20 protein-coding genes, 1 rRNA gene and 1 pseudogene are annotated in these 22,232 nt (G+C 56.1%); 13 read left to right on the top strand and 9 right to left on the bottom strand.

The annotated features are described in order from the left end of the window. Window positions 1–23 precede the first annotated feature (23 nt). The 7 genes from rng to K5R89_RS00080 all read right to left on the bottom strand — a co-directional run bounded on the left by rng (window position 24) and on the right by K5R89_RS00080 (window position 7,196). Complete coding sequence (rng, locus tag K5R89_RS00110) at window positions 24–1,493, bottom strand: ribonuclease G (RefSeq protein WP_004206239.1); 1,470 nt, start codon at window positions 1,491–1,493, stop codon at window positions 24–26. 2 nt (window positions 1,494–1,495) lie between these two features. Further along, entirely contained in the window at window positions 1,496–2,077 is a 582-nt protein-coding gene (locus tag K5R89_RS00105; protein ID WP_023291155.1) for a nucleoside triphosphate pyrophosphatase, read from the bottom strand. A gap of 7 nt (window positions 2,078–2,084) precedes the next feature. Further along, window positions 2,085–2,573: a rod shape-determining protein MreD gene (mreD, locus tag K5R89_RS00100; protein ID WP_002918648.1), complete on the bottom strand. Its 489-nt coding sequence runs from the start codon at window positions 2,571–2,573 to the stop codon at window positions 2,085–2,087. After that, the gene (mreC, locus tag K5R89_RS00095) at window positions 2,573–3,565 is read right to left on the bottom strand and encodes a rod shape-determining protein MreC (protein WP_004206242.1); all 993 of its coding nucleotides are present in this window, start codon (window positions 3,563–3,565) and stop codon (window positions 2,573–2,575) included. Before mreC ends, mreD begins: the two co-directional genes overlap by 1 nt. A gap of 70 nt (window positions 3,566–3,635) precedes the next feature. Beyond that, complete coding sequence (gene mreB, locus K5R89_RS00090) at window positions 3,636–4,679, bottom strand: rod shape-determining protein MreB (RefSeq protein WP_002918653.1); 1,044 nt, start codon at window positions 4,677–4,679, stop codon at window positions 3,636–3,638. Between the two features lie 305 nt (window positions 4,680–4,984). Further along, window positions 4,985–6,925 carry an RNase E specificity factor CsrD gene (gene csrD / locus K5R89_RS00085; RefSeq protein ID WP_044524921.1) on the bottom strand — a complete coding sequence of 647 codons (1,941 nt, stop codon included), beginning with the start codon at window positions 6,923–6,925 and terminating at the stop codon, window positions 4,985–4,987. Between the two features lie 79 nt (window positions 6,926–7,004). After that, entirely contained in the window at window positions 7,005–7,196 is a 192-nt protein-coding gene (locus K5R89_RS00080; protein ID WP_032429221.1) for a hypothetical protein, read from the bottom strand. Window positions 7,197–7,426: 230 nt separating this feature from the next. On the opposite strand from K5R89_RS00080, the gene msrP reads away from it, so the two are divergent. The 10 genes and pseudogenes from msrP (at window position 7,427) to fis (ending at window position 15,893) form a co-directional block, all read left to right on the top strand. Beyond that, window positions 7,427–8,428 carry a protein-methionine-sulfoxide reductase catalytic subunit MsrP gene (gene msrP / locus K5R89_RS00075; RefSeq protein WP_032454192.1) on the top strand — a complete coding sequence of 334 codons (1,002 nt, stop codon included), beginning with the start codon at window positions 7,427–7,429 and terminating at the stop codon, window positions 8,426–8,428. After that, window positions 8,428–9,027, top strand: a complete 600-nt coding sequence (gene msrQ, locus K5R89_RS00070) for a protein-methionine-sulfoxide reductase heme-binding subunit MsrQ (RefSeq protein WP_023291158.1) — start codon at window positions 8,428–8,430, stop codon at window positions 9,025–9,027. The genes msrP and msrQ overlap by 1 nt, the downstream gene beginning before the upstream one ends. A 232-nt stretch (window positions 9,028–9,259) precedes the next feature. Then, window positions 9,260–9,712: a type II 3-dehydroquinate dehydratase gene (gene aroQ, locus K5R89_RS00065; RefSeq protein WP_023291159.1), complete on the top strand. Its 453-nt coding sequence runs from the start codon at window positions 9,260–9,262 to the stop codon at window positions 9,710–9,712. A 22-nt stretch (window positions 9,713–9,734) separates the two neighbouring features. Beyond that, window positions 9,735–10,202 carry an acetyl-CoA carboxylase biotin carboxyl carrier protein gene (accB, locus tag K5R89_RS00060; protein WP_004206250.1) on the top strand — a complete coding sequence of 156 codons (468 nt, stop codon included), beginning with the start codon at window positions 9,735–9,737 and terminating at the stop codon, window positions 10,200–10,202. Window positions 10,203–10,212: 10 nt separating this feature from the next. Then, on the top strand, window positions 10,213–11,562 hold the full coding sequence (gene accC / locus K5R89_RS00055; RefSeq protein ID WP_217259135.1) for an acetyl-CoA carboxylase biotin carboxylase subunit: 1,350 nt from the start codon (window positions 10,213–10,215) through the stop codon (window positions 11,560–11,562). Between the two features lie 110 nt (window positions 11,563–11,672). Further along, window positions 11,673–11,915 carry a DUF997 family protein gene (locus K5R89_RS00050; RefSeq protein WP_004206253.1) on the top strand — a complete coding sequence of 81 codons (243 nt, stop codon included), beginning with the start codon at window positions 11,673–11,675 and terminating at the stop codon, window positions 11,913–11,915. Beyond that, a complete protein-coding gene (gene panF / locus K5R89_RS00045) occupies window positions 11,905–13,356 on the top strand; it encodes a sodium/pantothenate symporter (protein ID WP_023291160.1) in 1,452 nt (483 codons plus the stop codon). The genes K5R89_RS00050 and panF overlap by 11 nt, the downstream gene beginning before the upstream one ends. A gap of 11 nt (window positions 13,357–13,367) precedes the next feature. After that, window positions 13,368–14,249 carry a 50S ribosomal protein L11 methyltransferase gene (gene prmA / locus K5R89_RS00040; protein ID WP_087826742.1) on the top strand — a complete coding sequence of 294 codons (882 nt, stop codon included), beginning with the start codon at window positions 13,368–13,370 and terminating at the stop codon, window positions 14,247–14,249. A gap of 357 nt (window positions 14,250–14,606) precedes the next feature. Next, window positions 14,607–15,615 (top strand): annotated as a pseudogene (dusB, locus tag K5R89_RS00035) (tRNA dihydrouridine synthase DusB). Then, window positions 15,597–15,893 (top strand): DNA-binding transcriptional regulator Fis, encoded by a 297-nt coding sequence (fis, locus tag K5R89_RS00030; protein ID WP_000462905.1) that lies wholly within the window; start codon window positions 15,597–15,599, stop codon window positions 15,891–15,893. Before dusB ends, fis begins: the two are co-directional and overlap by 19 nt. 84 nt (window positions 15,894–15,977) lie before the next feature. On the opposite strand, the gene envR is transcribed toward fis, so the two are convergent. Beyond that, window positions 15,978–16,631 (bottom strand): acrEF/envCD operon transcriptional regulator, encoded by a 654-nt coding sequence (envR, locus tag K5R89_RS00025; RefSeq protein WP_087826743.1) that lies wholly within the window; start codon window positions 16,629–16,631, stop codon window positions 15,978–15,980. Between the two features lie 376 nt (window positions 16,632–17,007). Here envR and K5R89_RS00020 point away from each other — a divergent pair, with 376 nt between their 5' ends. The 3 genes from K5R89_RS00020 to K5R89_RS00010 all read left to right on the top strand — a co-directional run bounded on the left by K5R89_RS00020 (window position 17,008) and on the right by K5R89_RS00010 (window position 21,784). After that, window positions 17,008–18,147: an efflux RND transporter periplasmic adaptor subunit gene (locus K5R89_RS00020; protein ID WP_044524928.1), complete on the top strand. Its 1,140-nt coding sequence runs from the start codon at window positions 17,008–17,010 to the stop codon at window positions 18,145–18,147. A gap of 12 nt (window positions 18,148–18,159) precedes the next feature. Next, window positions 18,160–21,270 (top strand): efflux RND transporter permease subunit, encoded by a 3,111-nt coding sequence (locus tag K5R89_RS00015; protein WP_087826744.1) that lies wholly within the window; start codon window positions 18,160–18,162, stop codon window positions 21,268–21,270. A 292-nt stretch (window positions 21,271–21,562) separates the two neighbouring features. Continuing rightward, window positions 21,563–21,784: a membrane protein gene (locus tag K5R89_RS00010; RefSeq protein ID WP_004206262.1), complete on the top strand. Its 222-nt coding sequence runs from the start codon at window positions 21,563–21,565 to the stop codon at window positions 21,782–21,784. A 220-nt stretch (window positions 21,785–22,004) separates the two neighbouring features. Here K5R89_RS00010 and rrf read toward each other — a convergent pair. Continuing rightward, window positions 22,005–22,120, bottom strand: a 5S ribosomal RNA gene (rrf, locus tag K5R89_RS00005). Window positions 22,121–22,232: the final 112 nt, after the last annotated feature.

The raw sequence follows: 22,232 nt of genomic DNA, 5'->3' as shown, positions 1-22,232 counted from the left end.
CAGCCGCACAATGACGCAGTGTCTTACATCATAACCACATCGAACTGCTCTTGATTATAGAGCGGCTCAATTTGTACCTTCACCTGCTTGCCGACAAAGATCTCCACTTCCGCCAGCGCATGCGACTCTTCCCCTTTCAGGGTTTCCGCCACCGCAGGGGAAGCATAGACCAGGAAGCGATCGGAATCATAAGCATGATGCACGCGAACGATCTCACGCATAATCTCATAGCATACCGTTTCCACGGACTTTACCGTTCCGCGTCCGTGGCAGGTCGGGCATTCGTTGCACAGCACATGCTCCACGCTTTCGCGGGTGCGTTTACGGGTCATCTCCACCAGACCCAACTGGGAGAAACCGTTGATGCTGGTCTTCACCCGGTCTTTACTGAGGGCCTGCTCCAGGGAGTGCAACACCCGCCGGCGATGGTCTTCATTGTTCATGTCGATGAAATCAATGATGATAATGCCGCCGAGATTACGCAAACGCAGCTGGCGGGCTATCGCCTGGGTGGCTTCGATATTGGTATTGAAGATAGTATCGTCAAGATTGCGATGCCCAACAAACGCCCCGGTGTTGATATCGATGGTGGTCATCGCCTCGGTCTGGTCGATGATCAGATACCCCCCGGACTTGAGCTCGACTTTACGCTCCAGCGCGCGCTGAATTTCGTTCTCAACGTCAAAGAGATCGAATATCGGCTGACGGCCGCTGTAGTGTTCCAGCTTGCTGGTCATTTCCGGGATATATTCGGCGGTAAATTCGAGTAGCGCCTCGTAGGTCAGCCGCGAGTCGACGCGAATCCGGTCGAGATGCGCGTCGGCAAAATCACGCAGCACGCGCTGAGCCAGGGCCAGCTCGCCGTACAGCTGATAGCGGGTCTGGTTGCGCTTTTTGCGCTCCATCACCTTGGTCCATACGCGCTTAAGATAGGCGGCATCGGCGGCCATCTCTTGCTCGTGAACGCCTTCCGCGGCGGTGCGAATGATAAATCCGCCCTGCTCGTCGCAGTACTCTGCCACGACCTTTTTCAGCCGCTCGCGCTCGGCTTCGCTTTCAATGCGCTGAGAGACCCCCACGTGGGAGGCGCCCGGCATAAAGACCAGATAGCGGGAAGGCAGGGTAATATCGGTGGTCAGACGCGCGCCTTTGGTACCGAGCGGATCTTTAACCACCTGGACCATCAGGTCCTGGCCCTGGCGCACCAGCTCCGAAATATCGCGCACGGTAAACTGCTTTTGCTCTTCACCGGCAACGCACTCGGTATGCGGCATGATATCGGAGGCGTGGAGGAACGCCGCCTTATCCAGACCAATATCTACAAAAGCCGCCTGCATTCCCGGCAGCACTCGGCTAACACGACCTTTGTAGATATTGCCTACTATTCCGCGTCGCGCTTCACGCTCAATATGGATTTCCTGCAGAATACCGCCATCAATATACGCAACGCGCGTTTCGGATGGCGTTACGTTCACTAATAATTCAGCCGTCATCTTTATCCCTTTTCTTTACGCAGTGAGTTAAAGTTACTGAGCAACTCATACGTTTCCACCAGCGGTAAGCCGACTACGGCGTGATAGCTGCCATTAATCTTCCTGACGAAACAGCCACCCAACCCTTGAATACCGTATGCACCTGCTTTATCTAAAGGCTCGCCGCTGGCCACATAATCGGCGATATCCTGCTCGCTGAGCGGCCGGAAGGTCACTTCCGTGACCACCAAGCAATCCAGCGTCTGCTGCTTATCCGCCAGCGCCACCGCGGTCATGACCTGATGGGTTTGGCCGGAAAGCAGGCGCAGCATCGCTGCAGCGTGTTCGGCGTCGCGCGGTTTTTCCAGCACTTCGCCGTTCAAAATAACAATCGTATCCGCTCCCAAAACCGGCAAATCCCGCGATGCCAGCGCCACTCCGGCCTGCGCCTTTTCGCGCGCCAGGCGCACGACATAGTGCTGCGCGCTCTCCTGCGGCTGGCGCTGCTCCTCGATACCAGGAACCAGACGCTCAAACGCGAGACCAAGCTGAGTCAGCAGTTCCTGCCGACGCGGGGAACCAGAAGCAAGATACAGAGTTGTCATATCAACCTTATTGCACTGCAAATTGCTGACGCACTTTACGCATCAGCAGGAAGAGCCATGGCCAGAGGATACCGTTTACTACACTACTCCAGAATACTTCCGGACGGAAAGAGACGTTGATCACTAAAAACTCTGCCCAGAAAACAATGATATCCACGGCGAGGGATAACAGCATGACCACCAGCGCCTGTTGCCACAGCGCCAGGTTACGGAACAGCTGATACTTCAGCGCCACCAGATAGGCGACGATGCTTAAGGACAGCGCGCGAACGCCCAGCGTCGAACCGCTGATGAGATCAAGAATAGCCCCCATCACGAAGCCCGTTCCCACATTCACCCGGTGCGGCAGCGCGAGGATCCAGTACAGCAGGATCAATAATACCCAGTTGGGCCGGAAAACGCTGATGTCCGCCGGCCAGGGCATAATTTGCAGCAATAGCGCGATAAGAAACGAGAGCCAGATAACCCAGCGTCCCTGGCTACGGTAACTTGCCACTATTGCCCCCCTGCAGGCTGCGACGGCTGAGACGGCGTCAGCCCGGTGGCGGGCGCCGGCATCTGCGGCCCCATCGCATCCGGCGCAGGCAACACCTGCGGCATCATCTGCATCAGGCGTTCGTTAGCCACCCGATGGACCTCTTCCGGGGTCATCGGGTTAGCGCCATTGCGATCGGCGCCCCACAGCAGCAGCAGATAGCGCAAACGCTGCAGACCGGCCGTCGGACGCGCCTGGATCACCGTGTAGGCGCGCTGGGTGTCCAGTTTCACTGAAGAGACAACCCCAACCGGGTACCCTTCCGGGAAACGACCGCCCAGACCGGAGGTCACCAGCACATCGCCGACGCGAATATCGGTATTTGCCGGCAGATGCTCAAGCTGGAGGTCGTCGGTGCAGCCGTTACCGGCGGCAATGACGCGAATATCGTTCCGCAGGACCTGGATCGGCAACGCATGGGTGGCATCACAGATCAGCAGTACCCGGCTGGTCATTTTCGCCACGGCTACGACCTGCCCCACCACGCCTTTATCACTGATAACCGGCTGGCCTTCGTAGACGCCGTTGACGCTGCCCTTATCGATAACCACCTGATCGCTGTAGGGGTCGTTGACCGTTGAGATGACCTGGGTCACCATTTTTTGCTCGTCCTGGCGCAGCGGCGAGCCAAGCAGTTCACGCAGGCGCGCATTCTCCTGCTTGTACTGGCCCAGCATCAGCAGATCGCTGTTTTTCAGCAACAGCTCCTGACGCAGCGCGCGGTTTTCCAGTTCGAGCTGGTCACGGGTAGCCAGCGTCTGCGATACGCTGTCGAGCAGTTCCCGGGGACCATTAGAGACAAAGTAGAAAGGGCTGACGGCTGTATCCATGTACGTTCTGATTTGACTGAACGTACCCAGGCGGCTGTCGGCGATAATCACGCCAAGCGCCACCAGCACCGCCAGAATAAGGCGAATCTGTAGCGAGGGGCCACGGCTAAAAATTGGCTTCATAGGCTATGCGTATTCTCGTGTCAGTAAAGACCAGGGGCAGCGCGGAAGCCACCCCGGACCTTCAGGCTGACTACTCTTCGCTAAACAGGTCGCCGCCGTGCATGTCGATCATTTCCAGCGCCTTGCCGCCGCCACGCGCTACGCAGGTCAGCGGATCTTCAGCAACCACGACTGGAATACCGGTTTCTTCCATTAACAGACGGTCCAGGTTGCGCAGCAGCGCACCACCGCCGGTGAGAACCATCCCGCGCTCGGAGATATCAGACGCCAGTTCCGGCGGGCACTGCTCAAGGGCAACCATGACCGCGCTCACGATGCCGGTCAGCGGCTCCTGCAGCGCTTCAAGAATTTCGTTTGAGTTCAGGGTGAAGCCGCGTGGAACGCCTTCCGCCAGGTTACGGCCGCGCACTTCAATTTCACGCACTTCATCGCCCGGGTAAGCCGAACCGATTTCATGTTTGATACGCTCAGCGGTCGCTTCACCGATCAGAGAGCCGTAGTTACGACGCACGTAATTGATGACGGCTTCATCGAAGCGGTCGCCGCCGATACGCACGGAAGAAGAGTAAACCACGCCGTTCAGGGAGATAACCGCTACCTCGGTGGTACCGCCGCCGATATCCACCACCATGGAACCGGTCGCTTCAGAAACCGGCAGGCCAGCGCCGATCGCGGCCGCCATCGGTTCTTCAATCAGGAACACTTCGCGAGCGCCAGCGCCCTGCGCGGATTCACGGATAGCACGACGCTCAACCTGGGTGGCGCCAACCGGCACGCAGACCAGTACGCGCGGGCTCGGGCGCATAAAGCTGTTGCTGTGCACTTGTTTGATAAAGTGCTGCAGCATCTTTTCCGTCACGAAGAAGTCAGCGATAACGCCGTCCTTCATCGGGCGAATCGCCGCGATATTACCCGGGGTACGGCCGAGCATCTGCTTCGCTTCATGACCCACGGCGGCGACGCTTTTCGGCGATCCGGCACGATCCTGACGAATGGCCACCACGGAAGGCTCATTCAATACGATGCCTTGTCCTTTTACGTAAATAAGGGTATTCGCGGTACCCAGGTCAATGGACAGGTCATTGGAAAACATGCCACGAAATTTTTTTAACATACTAAGGGATAATCCTGAAAGCTGGGGCGGAAAACAAAATCCGCTTACTTTACCAACCACACGCAGCAGCGACAAGGCGCAAAAATCACCTGCTGCGGTGAAAATTAGTGCAGTTCATTTCCTTTGTTACAAATTTTTCCGACTCCGTTCATTGCTGAAATCTTCAGCAGCGCTCCACGCCTGAATTTGTAACCTGTCAAAGGAGGGTCACTGGCATTTACATTGCGATGATCCGGCAGGTAGACAAGCACACCCCCTTCACGATGGCGCGCGTTATTCTACGTGAAATCACGCTAAACGGCAGATCAAACCGAGTATCTTTGCGAATATTTTTTCACATTTGTGTCAAGTGGCTGTGAGGCGGCAAAAAATTCCCCCTGCCCGCCCGTGACACCGCATTGGGACAGTACCAGCCACTCGCTGCGGCTGCGTACGCCCGTCGCAAAAACTTGCATAGGCATGCCTTTACAGGCTTCCACCAGGCTTTGCACCAGCAGCTGGTTCTCGCTGCGCTTTTCGATGTTGCGCGCCAGGCCCGGATGCAGTTTGATCAGCTCCGCATCCAGCTGCTTGATCCAGCTGGTTCCCACCAGGGTTAACCCTGCCTGAACCACCGCCACCCGAACGCCAAGCGCGTTAACCAACCGCATAACCGGCTGCAGACGGCCGATATATTGACAAACATCTGCCTCAGCAAGTTCAAAAATAATCCGTTGACGCTGCGATTTTTCACACTGCATTAGAGCATCGCGCAGCCAGCGCTGGAAACGCGGACGGATCAGCGACTCCACCGACAGCTGCAGCGCCAGATTCTCCTCGGGCCAGAAGCCTAAAAACGGCAGCAGGCGCGTCACCTGCAGGCGGTCATACTCCTCCGCCAGGCCAAACTGCAGCACCATCGGCATGTACTCGGCGGCAATCACCTCTTCTTTACCGTCGTACATCCGCGACATCAGTTCACGGTGATGCACCCGACCGTCGCGGGTGACGGCGGGCTTCTGGTACAACCGCGGCCCGCCGCGGCTCAGCATCTGTTCGATCAGCGTCCGCCAGCGAACGTTGCCGCGGCCTTTCTCCGGAAGGGTATCGTCATAGACCGACCAGCTGTTGCTGCCCTGCAGCACCGCGTTGCGCGTCGCCGCTTCTGCATGTTCCATCACTTGCGCCGCCGATTGTCCGCTGCGGAAAGAACAGATGCCGATATGCATCATATCGTCACGATCGAGGATCCGCGTCGGAGGCAGCGCGTCCATGGCCTTCAGCAGCAGCCCGGCGATACTATCCGCCTCTTTTAACGTGCGGTGCGGCAGCAGCACGGCGAAGTCGCTACGGTGATAGCGCGCCAGCAGCGCGCCAGGGTAACGCATAATAAAGGTAGAGAGCAGGTTGATAAGCGTGAAGTAATGTTCTTCGGCCGCCGCCCGCCCCCAGTTGTCCCGTAGCAGATCAAACTCCGGTAAACGGATCATCATCACGATGCCGTACGCCCCCACCTTCTCCTGATCTTCCAGCAGCGTGGCCAGCTGATTGTCAAAAAACAGGCGATTATTCAGCCCGGTTTTAGAATCCTGTGCCGCATAGGAGCGAATCAGCGTATCCATCCGGCTGCGCTGATCGCTGGCAAACTGCAGCTCCGACAGCAGCATATCCAGCGCGCTACTGGTGCTGGCAGGCCATTCATAGACTGAGCCGCGCACCTGCGGCCCGCGCTCGCCGCTCAGGATACGCGTGGAACGAAGCTCAAGCAGCTCCTGACCCGCCAGCTGGCGGCGGATCCAGCGGACGGCGAAGAAAATAATCACCACCATGAAGCCGATGGAGATCGACAGCGGGGCGGTAATCGACAGCGAACGGAAATAGTTCACCATCGGGTCAACGTAGACCAGATGCAGAGAGATACCGGGATGTTTCAACGACGGGACCGTGATCTCACGGAATTGCTCATGACTGCCAAGCGGGCGATAGCTGTCGGTTCGGGAGTGGCTGTAGAGCGGTTTACCGTTAAGCATGAAATCGATATGCACGATCTCTATCGGCGTCATCAGCTCATCCAGCTGCGGCTCAAGCTTATCAAAAGAGGTAGTGATGAGCCGGTTATCCAGCATGGTCGCCACCGCCTGAACCCGGTTTTCGACCTTGTTCTCAATGCCGTTGTAAAAACTCAGCGAAGCGCCAATCAGCGTGACAAAGATGGTCAGGCTAGTTAGCAGCGTGATAAAGGCTGAGAACTTCGTCGTTAATCGCATCCCTGTGTTAACTCCGCGAGTGAATGACTGCCCGATGAACCATCAGGCTCCCGTGCCGGCGCGCGCCTTGACGCTAGCATTAACCTTTTAAAGCGCGACGCATACTATCAAAGATGGCGAGTCTGGCAATGGAATGCGTATTATCGGCGAAAGTATGCCGATAGCGAGTATAGTCGGCAGAAAAAATTTGCCAATCGCCGCCCGCCTGCGGCCTGCGCCAGAAGCGCTTTAATTTTAGACGCTGGATGGCAAACCCGCGCCAGCGGCGCACATTATTGCCGATTTTCCGTCCTGCCAGCCTCCCGTCCGCTTTTTTCCCTGCTAAAGATGCCGGGTCAGGCGCGGTAAAGGAAACGTCTTGCGCCACTTTCCGATGATTCCTGGACGACCGCGCCCCTGCTTCGGCGGCGGCGAATGCGCCTAATGTGCAATTTTTCGTGACATATTCGCGATTCATCGCCGCCTCCGTCATGCTTAAGGAAACGCATGACGGAGGACACCATGAAAAGAAAAAAACTGACGGAAGCCGACGTCACGGCCGAATCCGTTTTTATGCTCCAGCGGCGCCAGGTACTGAAAATGCTGGGCATCAGCGCGACCGCCCTTTCGCTTCCCGCCGCCGCGCAGGCCGACCTGCTGGACTGGTTTAAAGGCCACGACCGTCCACCAGCCCCGGCGGGCAAAGCCCTGGACTTTGCTAAACCCGCTGAATGGCAGGCTAAGCTGACGCTTACCCCGGAAGATAAAGTCTCTGGCTACAATAACTTTTATGAATTCGGCCTCGATAAAGCCGATCCGGCGGCGAACGCGGGTAGCCTGCGCACCGATCCCTGGACATTGACCATCGGCGGTGAGGTGGCGAAGCCGCTGACTCTCGACCATGACGATCTGACCAAACGCTTCCCGCTGGAAGAGCGTATTTATCGTATGCGCTGCGTGGAAGCCTGGTCGATGGTGGTCCCCTGGGTCGGCTTCCCGCTGCATAAGCTGTTGGCGCTGGTGGAGCCCACCAGCAATGCGCGCTATGTGGCCTTCAAAACCCTCTATGCTCCGGATCAAATGCCCGGGCAGAAAGATCGGTTTATCGGCGGGGGGCTGGCTTACCCTTACGTGGAGGGGCTGCGGCTGGATGAAGCGATGCATCCGCTGACGCTGCTCACCGTCGGGGTGTATGGCAAAGCGCTGCCGCCGCAAAATGGCGCGCCGGTCCGCCTTACTGTGCCGTGGAAGTACGGTTTCAAAGGCATTAAATCCATCGTCAGCATTGAACTGACCCGCGAGCGGCCGCCGACCACCTGGAACCTGGCGGCACCGGACGAATACGGCTTCTTCGCCAACGTCAATCCGCACGTCGATCACCCCCGCTGGTCGCAGGCCAGCGAGCGGTTTATCGGCGCCGGCGGCGTACTCGATGTCAAGCGTCAGCCAACCCTGCTGTTTAACGGCTATGCCGACGAGGTGGCGTCGTTGTATCGCGGCATGAACCTGCGGGAGAACTTCTAGTGCGTTTCACCGTCAAACAGATCGCCTGGCTGAAGGTTTTACTTCATCTGGCGGGTTTTTTGCCGCTGGTCTGGCTATTCTGGGCCGGACATCAGGGCTACTTTAGCGCCGATCCGGCCAAGGATATCCAGCATTTTACCGGCAGGATGGCGCTGAAGTTTCTGCTGGCGACGCTGCTGGTCTCCCCGCTGGCGCGCTATGCGAAACAACCATTATTGATTCGTGTTCGTCGCCTGTTAGGTTTATGGTGTTTCGCCTGGGCGACGCTGCACCTGACCAGCTATACCCTGCTGGAGCTGGGCATTAACAATCTGGCGCTGCTGGGCTCGGAGATTATCAACCGCCCCTATCTGACGTTAGGCATGGTCAGCTGGGCGATCCTGCTGGCGCTGGCGGTGACGTCGACGCAGGCGATGCAGCGAAAACTGGGCCGCCGCTGGCAACTTTTACACAACTTCGTCTATCTGGTGGCGATCCTCGCGCCGATTCACTACCTGTGGTCAGTGAAGATCCTCTCGCCGCAGCCCATCATTTATGCCCTGCTGGCAGTGGCGCTGCTGGCATGGCGTTACAAGAAGTTCCGCCAGTGGTGGCGCTGAATCCCGTAATGTGCAGTTTCCCGCAGATCCTTTATCAACCGCGACTCTTTTTAAGATAGCGGTTGATAATCTTCCCTGATAAGACCAGTATTTAGCTGCCAATTGCTACGAAATCGTTATAATGTGCGACTTTGGCTTTCCTGACGGGGTTTTCTGACCCTGAAAAGGTGACAAGGGCGCATTGAAGGTATATGTTGTTTTTTACCCGAAAATGGCAGGAGATCGCCACACGATGGCAAAGAAGTTTCACATTTTGCTTTTGAATGGTCCAAACATTAACATGCTCGGTACCCGCGAGCCTGAGAAGTATGGTCCGCTCACGCTGGCGGAGATTGTTAACCATTTAACATCTGAAGCGGCGGCGCTGAATGTGAGCCTGGATCACCTGCAGTCCAACGCGGAGCATGCGTTAATCGACCGAATTCATCAGGCTAAAGACAACGTGGACTATATCCTGATTAATCCGGCCGCGTTCACGCATACCAGCGTAGCAATCCGTGACGCTTTGCTTGCCGTGAACATCCCGTTTATCGAGATTCACCTGAGCAATGTGCATGCACGCGAACCCTTCCGCCAGCATTCGTATCTGTCAGATGTCGCCGCTGGCGTCATCTGCGGACTGGGGGCGGACGGCTATTCATACGCTTTACAGACGGCGGTAAAACGCCTGTCACAATCACACTAAACAAAGAGTACGGAACCCACTCATGGATATTCGTAAGATTAAAAAACTGATCGAGCTGGTTGAAGAATCAGGTATCTCCGAACTGGAAATTTCTGAAGGCGAAGAGTCTGTTCGCATCAGCCGCTCTGCACCGGCCGCAAGCTATCCGGTTATGCAGCAGGCTTATGCTGCGCCGATGATGCAGCCTCAGGCACCTGCCGCCGCGGCTGCCGCGCCAGCTGCAGCAGCAGAAGCGCCGGCAAAAGCGGAAATCAGTGGTCACATCGTACGTTCCCCGATGGTTGGTACTTTCTATCGTACGCCAAGCCCGGACGCGAAAGCGTTTGTGGAAGTTGGCCAGAAAGTTAACGTGGGCGACACCCTGTGCATCGTCGAAGCGATGAAAATGATGAACCAGATCGAAGCCGACAAAGCCGGCGTGGTGAAAGCCATTCTGATCGAAAGCGGCCAACCGGTAGAATTCGACGAGCCGCTGGTAGTTATCGAGTAACGAGGCGAACATGCTGGATAAAATTGTCATCGCTAACCGTGGCGAGATCGCACTGCGCATCCTGCGTGCCTGTAAAGAACTGGGCATCAAGACCGTTGCTGTGCATTCCACCGCGGATCGCGATCTAAAACACGTATTGTTAGCGGATGAGACGGTCTGTATCGGTCCGGCTCCGTCCGTAAAAAGCTATCTGAACATCCCAGCTATCATCAGCGCCGCTGAGATCACCGGCGCGGTAGCGATTCACCCGGGGTATGGCTTCCTCTCCGAGAACGCCAACTTTGCTGAGCAGGTTGAGCGCTCCGGCTTTATCTTCATCGGCCCGAAAGCCGACACTATCCGCCTGATGGGCGACAAAGTGTCCGCGATCACCGCCATGAAAAAAGCCGGCGTCCCGACTGTACCCGGTTCTGACGGCCCGCTGACCGACGACATGGACGCTAACCGCACCCATGCTAAACGCATCGGCTATCCGGTGATCATCAAGGCCTCCGGCGGCGGCGGCGGTCGCGGTATGCGCGTTGTGCGCAGCGACGCTGAACTGGCCCAGTCCATCTCCATGACCAAAGCGGAAGCCAAAGCGGCTTTCAACAACGATATGGTCTACATGGAGAAATACCTGGAAAACCCACGTCACATTGAAATTCAGGTACTGGCGGACGGTCAGGGCAACGCTATCTATCTGGCTGAACGTGACTGCTCCATGCAGCGTCGTCACCAGAAAGTGGTCGAAGAAGCGCCGGCGCCGGGCATCACTCCGGAACTGCGCCGCTACATCGGCGAGCGTTGCGCGAAAGCCTGTGTCGATATCGGCTACCGCGGGGCGGGTACCTTTGAGTTCCTGTTCGAAAACGGCGAGTTCTACTTCATTGAAATGAACACCCGTATCCAGGTAGAGCATCCGGTAACTGAAATGATCACCGGCGTTGACCTGATCAAAGAGCAGCTGCGTATCGCAGCCGGCCAGCCGCTGTCCATCAAGCAGGATGAAGTGGTGGTTCGCGGCCATGCGGTGGAATGCCGTATCAACGCCGAAGACCCGAACACCTTCCTGCCGAGCCCGGGTAAGATTACCCGTTTCCACGCGCCGGGCGGCTTTGGCGTGCGCTGGGAGTCCCATATTTACGCCGGCTACACCGTACCGCCGTACTATGACTCCATGATCGGCAAACTGATCTGCTACGGCGAAAGCCGTGACGTGGCGATTGCCCGCATGAAGAATGCGCTGCAGGAGCTGATCATCGATGGCATCAAGACCAACGTCGATCTGCAGATGCGCATTATGAGCGACGAGAACTTCCAGCATGGTGGCACCAACATCCACTATCTGGAGAAAAAACTCGGCTTGCAGGAAAAATAATTCTGCTCTCTCAGCAAAAGGCCGGATTTTCCGGCCTTTTTTCTTTTTCTCTCTCCTCATCTATACCATGCGGTACAATCCCCGCTTTCTTTATCCTCAAGGGACAAAAAATGGACAAACGCTTTGTTCAGGCCCACAAAGAAGCGCGCTGGGCGCTGTGGCTGACCCTTCTCTATCTTGCCGCCTGGCTGGCCGCCGCCTATCTGCCGGGGGTGGCTATCGGTTTTACCGGCCTGCCCCACTGGTTTGAAATGGCCTGCCTGCTGGTTCCGCTGCTGTTTATTCTGCTGTGCTGGGCGATGGTCAAACTGGTTTTCCGCGACATACCTCTGGAGGACGATGATGCAGTTTGAGGTCATTATTCCCCTGATCGCCTATCTGGTGGTGGTGTTCGGCTTATCCCTTTACGCCATGAGAAAACGCGCCTCAGGAAGCTTTCTTAATGAGTACTTTCTCGGCAGCCGCTCGATGGGCGGCTTCGTGCTGGCCATGACGCTAACCGCCACCTATATCAGCGCCAGCTCATTTATCGGCGGACCCGGCGCCGCCTATAAATACGGCCTGGGATGGGTACTGCTGGCGATGATCCAGCTCCCCGCCATCTGGCTATCGCTGGGCGTACTGGGAAAAAAATTCGCCATCCTTGCGCGTCGTTATAATGCCGTCACCCTCAATGACATGCTGTTTGCGCGCTACCAGAGCCGTCTGCTGGTCTGGCTGGCCAGCCTGAGCCTGCTGGTAGCCTTCGTTGGCGCCATGACCGTCCAGTTTATCGGCGGCGCCCGCCTGCTGGAGACAGCTGCGGGTATTCCCTACGATACCGGTCTGCTGATCTTCGGCATCAGCATCGCGCTGTATACCGCCTATGGCGGCTTTCGCGCCAGCGTGCTCAACGATACCATGCAGGGCATGGTGATGCTGATCGGCACGATCGTTCTACTGGTGGGGGTGATCCACGCCGCCGGCGGGATTGGCCATGCGGTAGAGACTCTGCAGTCGATCGACGTCAAGCTGGTGTCCCCGCAGGGGGCGGAAGATATCCTCTCGCCAACCTTTATGGCCTCGTTTTGGGTGCTGGTCTGCTTCGGCGTCATTGGCCTGCCGCATACCGCCGTTCGCTGTATCTCCTACAAAGACAGCAAAGCCGTGCATCGCGGCATCATGATCGGCACCATCGTAGTGGCGATCCTGATGTTTGGCATGCACCTGGCCGGCGCGTTAGGTCGGGCGGTGCTCCCCGACTTAACCGTACCGGATCTGGTGATCCCGACGCTGATGGTCAAAGTGCTCCCGCCCTTTGCGGCAGGGATCTTTCTGGCCGCGCCGATGGCGGCGATTATGTCGACGATCAATGCCCAGCTTCTGCAAAGTTCCGCTACGATCATCAAGGATCTGTATCTGAACTGGCGTCCGGATCAGGCGACTAACGAAAAGCGGCTAAAACGCATGTCCGCCGGCATCACGCTCCTGTTGGGTGTTCTGCTGCTGCTCGCGGCCTGGCGACCGCCGGAGATGATTATCTGGCTGAATCTGCTGGCCTTCGGCGGCCTGGAAGCCGTCTTCCTGTGGCCGCTGGTACTGGGCCTGTATTGGGAACGAGCCAACGCGGCTGGCGCGCTGAGCGCGATGATCGTGGGCGGCGTGCTGTATGCCGTACTTGCCACGCTGAAAGTGCAGTTTCTCGGCTTCCACCCGATCGTTCCCGCGCTGCTGCTGAGTTTACTGGCGTTTGTGGCAGGGAACCGTTTCGGCCGTCCCGCACCACAGCCACCTATTTTGACTACTGATAAATAAAGAGTTTTGCTATGCCATGGATCCAACTGAAACTAAATACCACCGGCGCGAACGCTGAAGATCTTAGCGATGCGCTGATGGAGGCCGGATCGGTCTCGATCACCTTCCAGGATACGCACGATACGCCGGTATTTGAGCCGTTGCCCGGGGAAACCCGGCTGTGGGGCGATACCGACGTGATCGGCCTGTTCGATGCCGAAACCGATATGAAAGCGGTCGTTGGCCAACTGGAGCAGCACCCGCTGCTGGGCGCCGGCTTCGCGCATAAGATCGAGCAGCTGGAAGATAAAGACTGGGAGCGGGAATGGATGGATAACTTCCATCCGATGCGTTTCGGTGAGCGGCTGTGGATCTGCCCGAGCTGGCGCGACGTTCCGGATGAAAATGCCGTCAACGTGATGCTCGATCCGGGTCTGGCCTTCGGTACCGGCACGCACCCGACGACCTCCCTGTGCCTGCAGTGGCTCGATGGACTCGACCTCAACGGAAAAACGGTCATTGATTTCGGCTGCGGTTCCGGCATCCTGGCGATTGCCGCGCTGAAGCTGGGGGCCGCAAAAGCGATCGGCATTGATATCGACCCGCAGGCTATTCAGGCCAGCCGCGATAACGCGCAGCGTAACGGCGTATCTGAGCGTCTGGAGCTCTATCTTCCTCAGGACCAGCCGGAGTCGATGAAAGCCGACGTCGTGGTCGCCAATATCCTGGCTGGCCCGTTACGTGAGCTGGCGCCGTTAATCAGCGTCCTGCCCGTTTCAGGCGGTTTGCTGGGGCTTTCCGGCATCCTTGCCAGCCAGGCGGAGAGCGTCTGTGAAGCCTACGCCGATCTCTTCACCCTTGACCCGGTGGTCGAGAAAGAGGAGTGGTGCCGGATCACCGGCCGGAAAAACTAAGCGCAATGCGGCCTGTGGGCCGCATTTTTGTTTCCAGTACCCACCAAATAATGCCAGGAAATGAGAGGCAGATCGCACTACAGAGCACTTTTTTGGCTATAAAAACAGCGTTTTATATCGTCTGGTAGCGAGTTTTTCTAAGAAAAATCGAGAAGTTTTATGATTTTATAAATGGACACAAATTATCCATCAGCCATTAAATCAATGATTAATATAAGTATTTATTCATTCCTTTTACGTTAGTCCCGGATTCATTGATCTGCAACAGAGGATTGCTCAAAGTTTGGCCTTTCATCTCGTGCAAAAAATGCGTAATATACGCCGCCTTGCAGTCACAGTATGGTCATTTCTTAACTCATGCGCATCGGACACCACCAGCTCAGAAATCGCCTGATCGCAGCGCCCATGGCTGGCATTACTGACAGACCATTCCGGACGCTGTGCTACGAGATGGGAGCGGGTTTAACCGTTTCCGAGATGATGTCCTCTAACCCACAGGTGTGGGAGAGCGACAAGTCCCGTTTACGGATGGTGCATATTGATGAGCCCGGTATTCGTACCGTGCAAATCGCCGGTAGCGTGCCGGAAGAGATGGCTGCCGCCGCGCGGATTAACGTGGAAAGCGGCGCCCAGATTATTGATATCAATATGGGATGCCCGGCGAAAAAGGTGAATCGCAAGCTTGCAGGTTCAGCCCTCTTGCAGTACCCCGACCAGGTGAAGTCGATCCTGACGGCGGTCGTGAATGCGGTGGACGTTCCTGTGACTCTCAAGATTCGCACCGGTTGGGAACCGGAACACCGTAACTGCGTAGAGATTGCCCAACTGGCCGAAGAGTGTGGCATTCAGGCTCTGACTATTCACGGACGCACCCGCGCCTGCTTGTTTAACGGAGACGCTGAGTACGACAGTATTCGGGCAGTTAAGCAGAAAGTTTCCATTCCGATTATCGCGAATGGCGACATTACTGACCCGCTTAAAGCCAGAGCTGTGCTCGACTATACAGGGGCTGATGCCCTGATGATAGGCCGTGCAGCTCAGGGAAGACCCTGGATCTTTCGGGAAATCCAGCATTATCTGGACACTGGAGAGCTGCTGCCCCCGCTGCCGCTGGCAGAGGTCAAGCGCTTGCTTTGTGCGCACGTTCGGGAATTGCATGACTTTTATGGTCAGGCAAAAGGGTACCGAATCGCGCGTAAACACGTCTCCTGGTATCTTCAGGAACATGCTCCAGATGACCAGTTTCGGCGCACATTCAACGCCATTGAGGATGCCAGCGAACAGCTGGAGGCGTTGGAGGCATACTTCGAAAATTTTGCGTAATAGAAATAAAGAGCTGACAGAACTATGTTCGAACAACGCGTAAATTCTGACGTACTGACCGTTTCTACCGTTAACTCTCAGGATCAGGTAACTCAAAAGCCCCTGCGTGACTCGGTTAAACAGGCACTGAAGAACTATTTTGCTCAACTGAACGGTCAGGATGTGAATGACCTGTATGAGCTGGTACTGGCTGAAGTTGAACAGCCCCTGTTGGACATGGTGATGCAATACACCCGTGGTAACCAGACCCGCGCTGCCCTGATGATGGGCATCAACCGCGGTACGCTGCGTAAAAAACTGAAAAAATACGGCATGAACTGATACTAGTCAGTTGCTTGCTTGATATAAAAGGCGCTCTTCGGCATGGGGAAGCGCCTTTTTTATTACCTGCGGCAGCGGGACACATTACTGATTCACCGCCCGCAGTACCGGCGTCTCCAATACACGAGCAGCACAGACTACCGCCATAATATTATCCACCAGCGCAGGCGCCTGCTGATAAAGATCGACGCGTTGCGGATCGAGCAGCCAGTTTTTAATTAGTCCGGAAAAGGCGCTGTGTAAAACAATTAATATCACTTCAATATTTGTTTCGGCTGGCAATATATTGTTACGCACACAGCACTGCAGCATGCCGCCGATGAGCGAATAATTAAAGCCAATGCGCTGGCGAATTTCATTTTCCGAAAGCATATCATTGGAAAACTCGCAGCGCTGATAAAGAATTTGCATCAGCGCGCGCTGGCGAGGATTCGCAGCAATATAGCGGAGCCCGGTAATAAACCGCTCGCGCAATGCATTTAAAGGCTCCTGTTCATTCTCTGTTGCGAGGCTATGCTGAATCAAATCCCTGAGCGGTGGCTGCTGCTGCCACATTTCATTAAACAGCTCGGTCTTACTGGCAAAATGCCAGTAGACGGCGCCGCGGGTCACTCCCGCCGCATCAGCAATATCCGTCAGGGTCGTGTTGGTCACCCCCCGCAGAGCGAACTGCTGGATCGCGGACTCAATCAGGAGCTGCCGCGTGCGTAGCGCCTCTTCTTTCGTTTTTCTTGCCATACAAGCCCCCTTCCCGCCGGACAGGATATTTAGGATTTTCTGAAGATCGCTTAACCTAACATTTGTCATGGAATATTTTTTAGCAAAAATGCAGACAAGTTAATTCTGACGCCATCGTCAAATAAATTACCCAAATCAATATTAATAAATAACTCATTCACGGAATTGATGTCTATTTATTAAGATTTACAATTAAGGTAAACAGAATAAAAAGGCAGCGCGTTTTTTTGTTTTTGCGTGCCTTGCTGATTGTCCCAAAATAACTATCCCTTACATCCAGCGGCGTTTATTTGTAGGATGGCAAACTGCTTTTTAATTCCCTCTTTCTTTCACAGATTCGCCGCCGAATTTGGCACGTAATCTATAAGGAACCGCCATGACTACTCACGCCAGAGTGACACTTTTATCCGGTTTAATTATCTCGGCCTTATTGCTTACCGGCTGCGATAATTCGGACAATCCGCAACCCCATGCCCAGGCGCCGCAGGTGACGGTCCATGTCGTGAACAGCGCGCCGCTGTCGGTCACCACCGAACTGCCAGGCCGAACTTCAGCTTTTCGCGTGGCGGAAGTCCGCCCTCAGGTAAGCGGTATTATCCTGAAGCGTAACTTTGTTGAAGGAAGCGATGTCGAAGCAGGCCAGTCGCTCTATCAGATCGATCCGGCAACCTACCAGGCGGCGTGGAACAGCGCCAAGGGCGATGAAGCAAAAGCCGAAGCCGCAGCCGCCATCGCCCACTTGACGGTGAAACGCTACGTTCCGCTGCTGGGTACCAAGTATATCAGTCAACAGGAATACGATCAGGCGGTGGCCACCGCCCGCCAGGCCGATGCCGACGTCATCGCTACCAAAGCCTCCGTGGAAAGCGCCCGCATCAACCTGGCCTACACCAAAGTGACCTCTCCCATTAGCGGACGCATCGGTAAATCGAGCGTCACCGAGGGGGCATTGGTTACCAACGGTCAGTCGGATGCCCTGGCCACCGTCCAGCAGCTCGATCCGATCTACGTCGACGTGACGGAATCCAGCAATGACTTCATGCGCCTTAAGCAGGAAAGCCTGCAACGCGGCGGCGACACCAAAAGCGTTGAACTGCTGATGGAGAACGGTCAGGCCTATCCGCTTAAGGGTTCGCTGCAGTTCTCCGACGTCACTGTCGATGAAAGTACAGGTTCAATTACCCTGCGCGCTATCTTCCCTAACCCACAGCATGTCCTGCTGCCGGGGATGTTCGTCCGCGCCCGCATCGATGAAGGCACCGATCCTCAGGCCATCCTGGTGCCGCAGCAGGGGGTGACTCGAACGCCGCGGGGCGATGCCTCCGTCATGCTGGTGAATGACAAAAATCAGGTTGAAACCCGTCAAGTGGTGGCTTCCCAGGCCGTGGGCGATAAGTGGCTTATCACCAGCGGGCTGAAGCCGGGCGACAAGGTGATTGTCAGCGGCTTACAGAAAGTCCGTCCCGGCGTCACCGTTAAAGCAGAAGTGGAGCGTGCGGCACCGGTCGCGCAATAAGGATACCCAGCCATGTCTAAGTTTTTTATCCATCGACCGGTCTTTGCCTGGGTGCTGGCCATCATCATGATGATTGCCGGCGGTCTGGCCATTCTCCAGCTGCCGATAGCGCAGTATCCGACGATTGCGCCCCCTGCGGTGGCGATCTCCGCCACCTATCCCGGTGCGGATGCTCAGACCGTGCAGGACACGGTCACTCAGGTTATTGAGCAGAACATGAACGGTATCGACAACCTGATGTATATGTCGTCGACCAGCGATTCCGCCGGCTCAGTAACCATCACGCTTACCTTTAAGTCCGGCACCGATCCGGATATCGCCCAGGTGCAGGTGCAAAACAAACTGCAGCTGGCCACCCCGCTGCTGCCTCAGGAAGTCCAGCAGCAGGGAATTAGCGTAGAGAAGTCCAGCAGCAGCTTCCTGCTGGTGGCCGGCTTTATCTCTGATAACCCGGTCACCACCCAGGATGATATTTCCGACTATGTCGCCTCTAATGTTAAAGATCCCATCAGCCGACTCAACGGTGTGGGCGATGTACAGCTGTTCGGCGCGCAGTACGCCATGCGCATCTGGCTGGATGGCAACCTGCTGAACAAATACAACCTGACGCCGGTGGACGTCATCAATGCGCTGCAGGTTCAGAACGATCAGATTGCCGCCGGCCAGCTGGGCGGTACGCCAGCGCTGAAAGGCCAGCAGTTGAACGCGTCGATCATTGCCCAGACGCGGCTTAAAGATCCGCAGGAGTTTGGCAAGGTCACGCTGCGGGTCAATGCCGATGGTTCTGTCGTCCATTTGAAAGATGTCGCCCGCGTTGAGCTGGGCGGAGAGAACTACAATGTCGTCGCCAGAATTAACGGCAAGCCCGCCTCTGGTCTGGGTATTAAGCTCGCGACCGGCGCCAACGCGCTGGATACTGCCACCGCGATTAAAGCGAAGCTGGCCGAACTGCAGCCTTACTTCCCCCAGGGAATGAAGGTGGTCTATCCGTACGATACGACCCCTTTCGTCAAAATCTCTATTCACGAAGTGGTCAAAACGCTCTTTGAAGCGATTATTCTCGTCTTCCTTGTCATGTATCTGTTCCTGCAGAACATGCGCGCTACGCTCATTCCGACCATTGCCGTGCCCGTCGTGCTGTTGGGTACCTTCGCGGTACTGTCGATGTTTGGCTACTCCATCAACACCCTGACGATGTTTGGTATGGTGCTGGCGATAGGTCTGCTGGTCGATGACGCCATTGTGGTGGTGGAAAACGTCGAACGTGTGATGGTTGAGGAGAAGCTCTCGCCAAAAGAAGCGACGGAAAAGTCGATGTCGCAGATCCAGGGGGCGCTGGTGGGTATCGCCATGGTGCTCTCTGCGGTTTTCGTGCCGATGGCCTTCTTCGGCGGTTCCACCGGCGCGATTTATCGCCAGTTTTCGATCACCATCGTTTCCGCCATGGCGCTCTCCGTGCTGGTTGCCCTGGTGCTGACACCAGCGCTCTGCGCCACGTTGTTGAAGCCAGCCTCAGCTGAACACCATGAGAAAAAAGGATTTTTCGGCTGGTTTAACGCCCGTTTTGACCAGAGCGTTAACCACTACACCAACAGCGTCAGCGGTATTTTGCGTGGAACCGGCCGTTACCTGGTGATCTATCTGCTGATCGTCGTGGGAATGGCCGTGCTGTTTATGCGTCTCCCGACATCCTTTCTACCCGATGAAGACCAGGGGGTCTTCCTGACCATGATCCAGCTGCCTTCCGGCGCTACCCAGGAGCGGACACAGAAAGTGCTGGATACCGTGACCGACTACTATCTGCATAACGAGAAGGCTAACGTCGAAAGCGTCTTTACCGTTAACGGCTTCAGCTTCAGCGGCCAGGGACAAAACTCCGGCATGGCGTTTGTCAGCCTGAAACCATGGGAAGCGCGCAGCGGTGATAAAAACAGCGTGGAGTCCATCATCAAGCGAGCCACCGTGGCCTTCAGCCAGATCAAAGACGCCATGGTTTTCCCGTTCAACATGCCTGCCATTATTGAGCTGGGTACCGCCACCGGCTTCGACTTTGAGCTGATCGACCAGGGCGGGATAGGCCATACTGCCCTGACGCAGGCGCGCAATCAACTGCTGGGCATGGTGAAACAGCATCCGGATCAGCTGGTACGGGTACGGCCTAATGGGCTGGAAGATACGCCGCAGTTCAAACTGGATGTCGACCAGGAAAAAGCGCAGGCGCTGGGCGTATCGCTCTCCGATATCAATGAAACGATATCCGCTGCGCTGGGCGGGTACTACGTCAATGACTTTATTGACCGTGGTCGCGTCAAGAAAGTGTACGTCCAGGCTGATGCCCATTTCCGTATGCTGCCGAGCGACATTAACAATATGTATGTTCGTAGCGCCAATGGCGAAATGGTTCCGTTCTCCGCCTTCGTCACTTCGCGCTGGATATATGGCTCGCCGCGTCTGGAACGCTACAACGGTTTACCCTCCATGGAGATCCTCGGTGAAGCCTCGCCGGGCAAGAGTACCGGGGAAGCCATGGCGCTGATGGAGACACTGGCCAGTAAACTGCCGAGCGGTATTGGTTACGACTGGACCGGGATGTCTTACCAGGAACGCCTTTCCGGCAACCAGGCTCCCGCGCTCTATGCCATCTCGCTGATCGTCGTCTTCCTGTGCCTGGCGGCGCTGTATGAGAGCTGGTCGATTCCGTTCTCAGTCATGCTAGTGGTTCCGCTGGGGGTGATCGGCGCGCTGTTAGCCGCCACGCTGCGTGGGCTGAATAATGACGTTTACTTCCAGGTAGGCCTTCTGACCACGATCGGTTTGTCGGCGAAGAACGCGATCCTGATCGTCGAATTCGCCAAGGATCTGATGGAGAAAGAAGGGAAAGGGATCATTGAAGCAACCCTGGAGGCATCGCGGATGCGCCTGCGACCCATTCTGATGACCTCTCTGGCTTTTATTCTCGGGGTCATGCCGCTGGTGATTAGCCATGGTGCCGGCAGCGGGGCGCAGAATGCGGTGGGTACCGGTGTCATGGGCGGGATGCTAACCGCGACACTGCTGGCGATCTTCTTTGTTCCGGTCTTCTTTGTGGTCGTCAGACGACGTTTTACCCGGCACGCTGAATAACCCGGCCTGGTATTAAAGGCGCCCCTGCGGGCGCTTTTTTTTCGCCTGGTATATGAGCAACCACTACAGCTTACCGCTATCTGACAACCGCTATTGCGCGCGGCAGCGCTGGGATACGATCGTTCTCTCCATCTTTTCTGCATATTCCCCTGCTTATCTTCACGATATTTACGTGGCTCATATATTGAGATGATTTCGGCATCCGGGCCGGACAATCCGCGGTGATAAAATAAGCCATTCCGTTCTGCACTGGCTTTCAGTACAACCCTGCGGATTATCCAGAGGTAATATCATGAAAAAGTATTTAATCGTGGCGCTGCTGGCCTCTCTGCTGGCAGGCTGTGCCCATGACTCTCCCTGCGTGCCGGTGTATGACTCGCAAGGCCGCTTAGTCCACACCAATACCTGTATGAAAGGCACAACAGAAGACAACTGGGACACCGCAGGCGCGATCGCCGGGGGCGCCGCCGCGGTAGCCGGCCTCACGTTAGGGATCGTCGCGCTGACCCGCTAATTCTCCCCCGACCAGCAGATACAGGGGCTAGCGTCGAACCTGTATCTGCTCTTCTGCGCATCATCCACATGACAACCGAACAAACAAACTCACTGTCCCTTGCTGCATTACGCGCAAATCGGCTTTGACGGGTTTCCCCCTGGCGGCAGGACTGCTTATCAACAGATAACACAAAAGCAGAAGGCCCAGTCTTTCGACTGGGCCTTCTGCTTTATTTGATGCCTGGCGATTCCCTACTCTCACATGGGGAGACCCCACACTACCATCGGCGCTACGACGTTTCACTTCTGAGTTCGGCATGGGGTCAGGTGGGACCGCCGCGCTATTGTCGCCAGGCAAATTCTTTACAACGTGCCGAACTTTAACCTAAAAAGTGGTGCTGATACCCAGAGTCGAACTGGGGACCTCACCCTTACCAAGGGTGCGCTCTACCAACTGAGCCATATCA

Source organism: Klebsiella sp. TF21-TM (assembly GCF_019753495.1).
In the GTDB taxonomy this organism is placed as follows: Bacteria; Pseudomonadota; Gammaproteobacteria; order Enterobacterales; family Enterobacteriaceae; genus Klebsiella; species Klebsiella quasipneumoniae.
The sequence above is the reverse complement of the archived record's forward strand: the minus strand, read 5'-3'. Positions and strand labels throughout refer to the sequence as shown.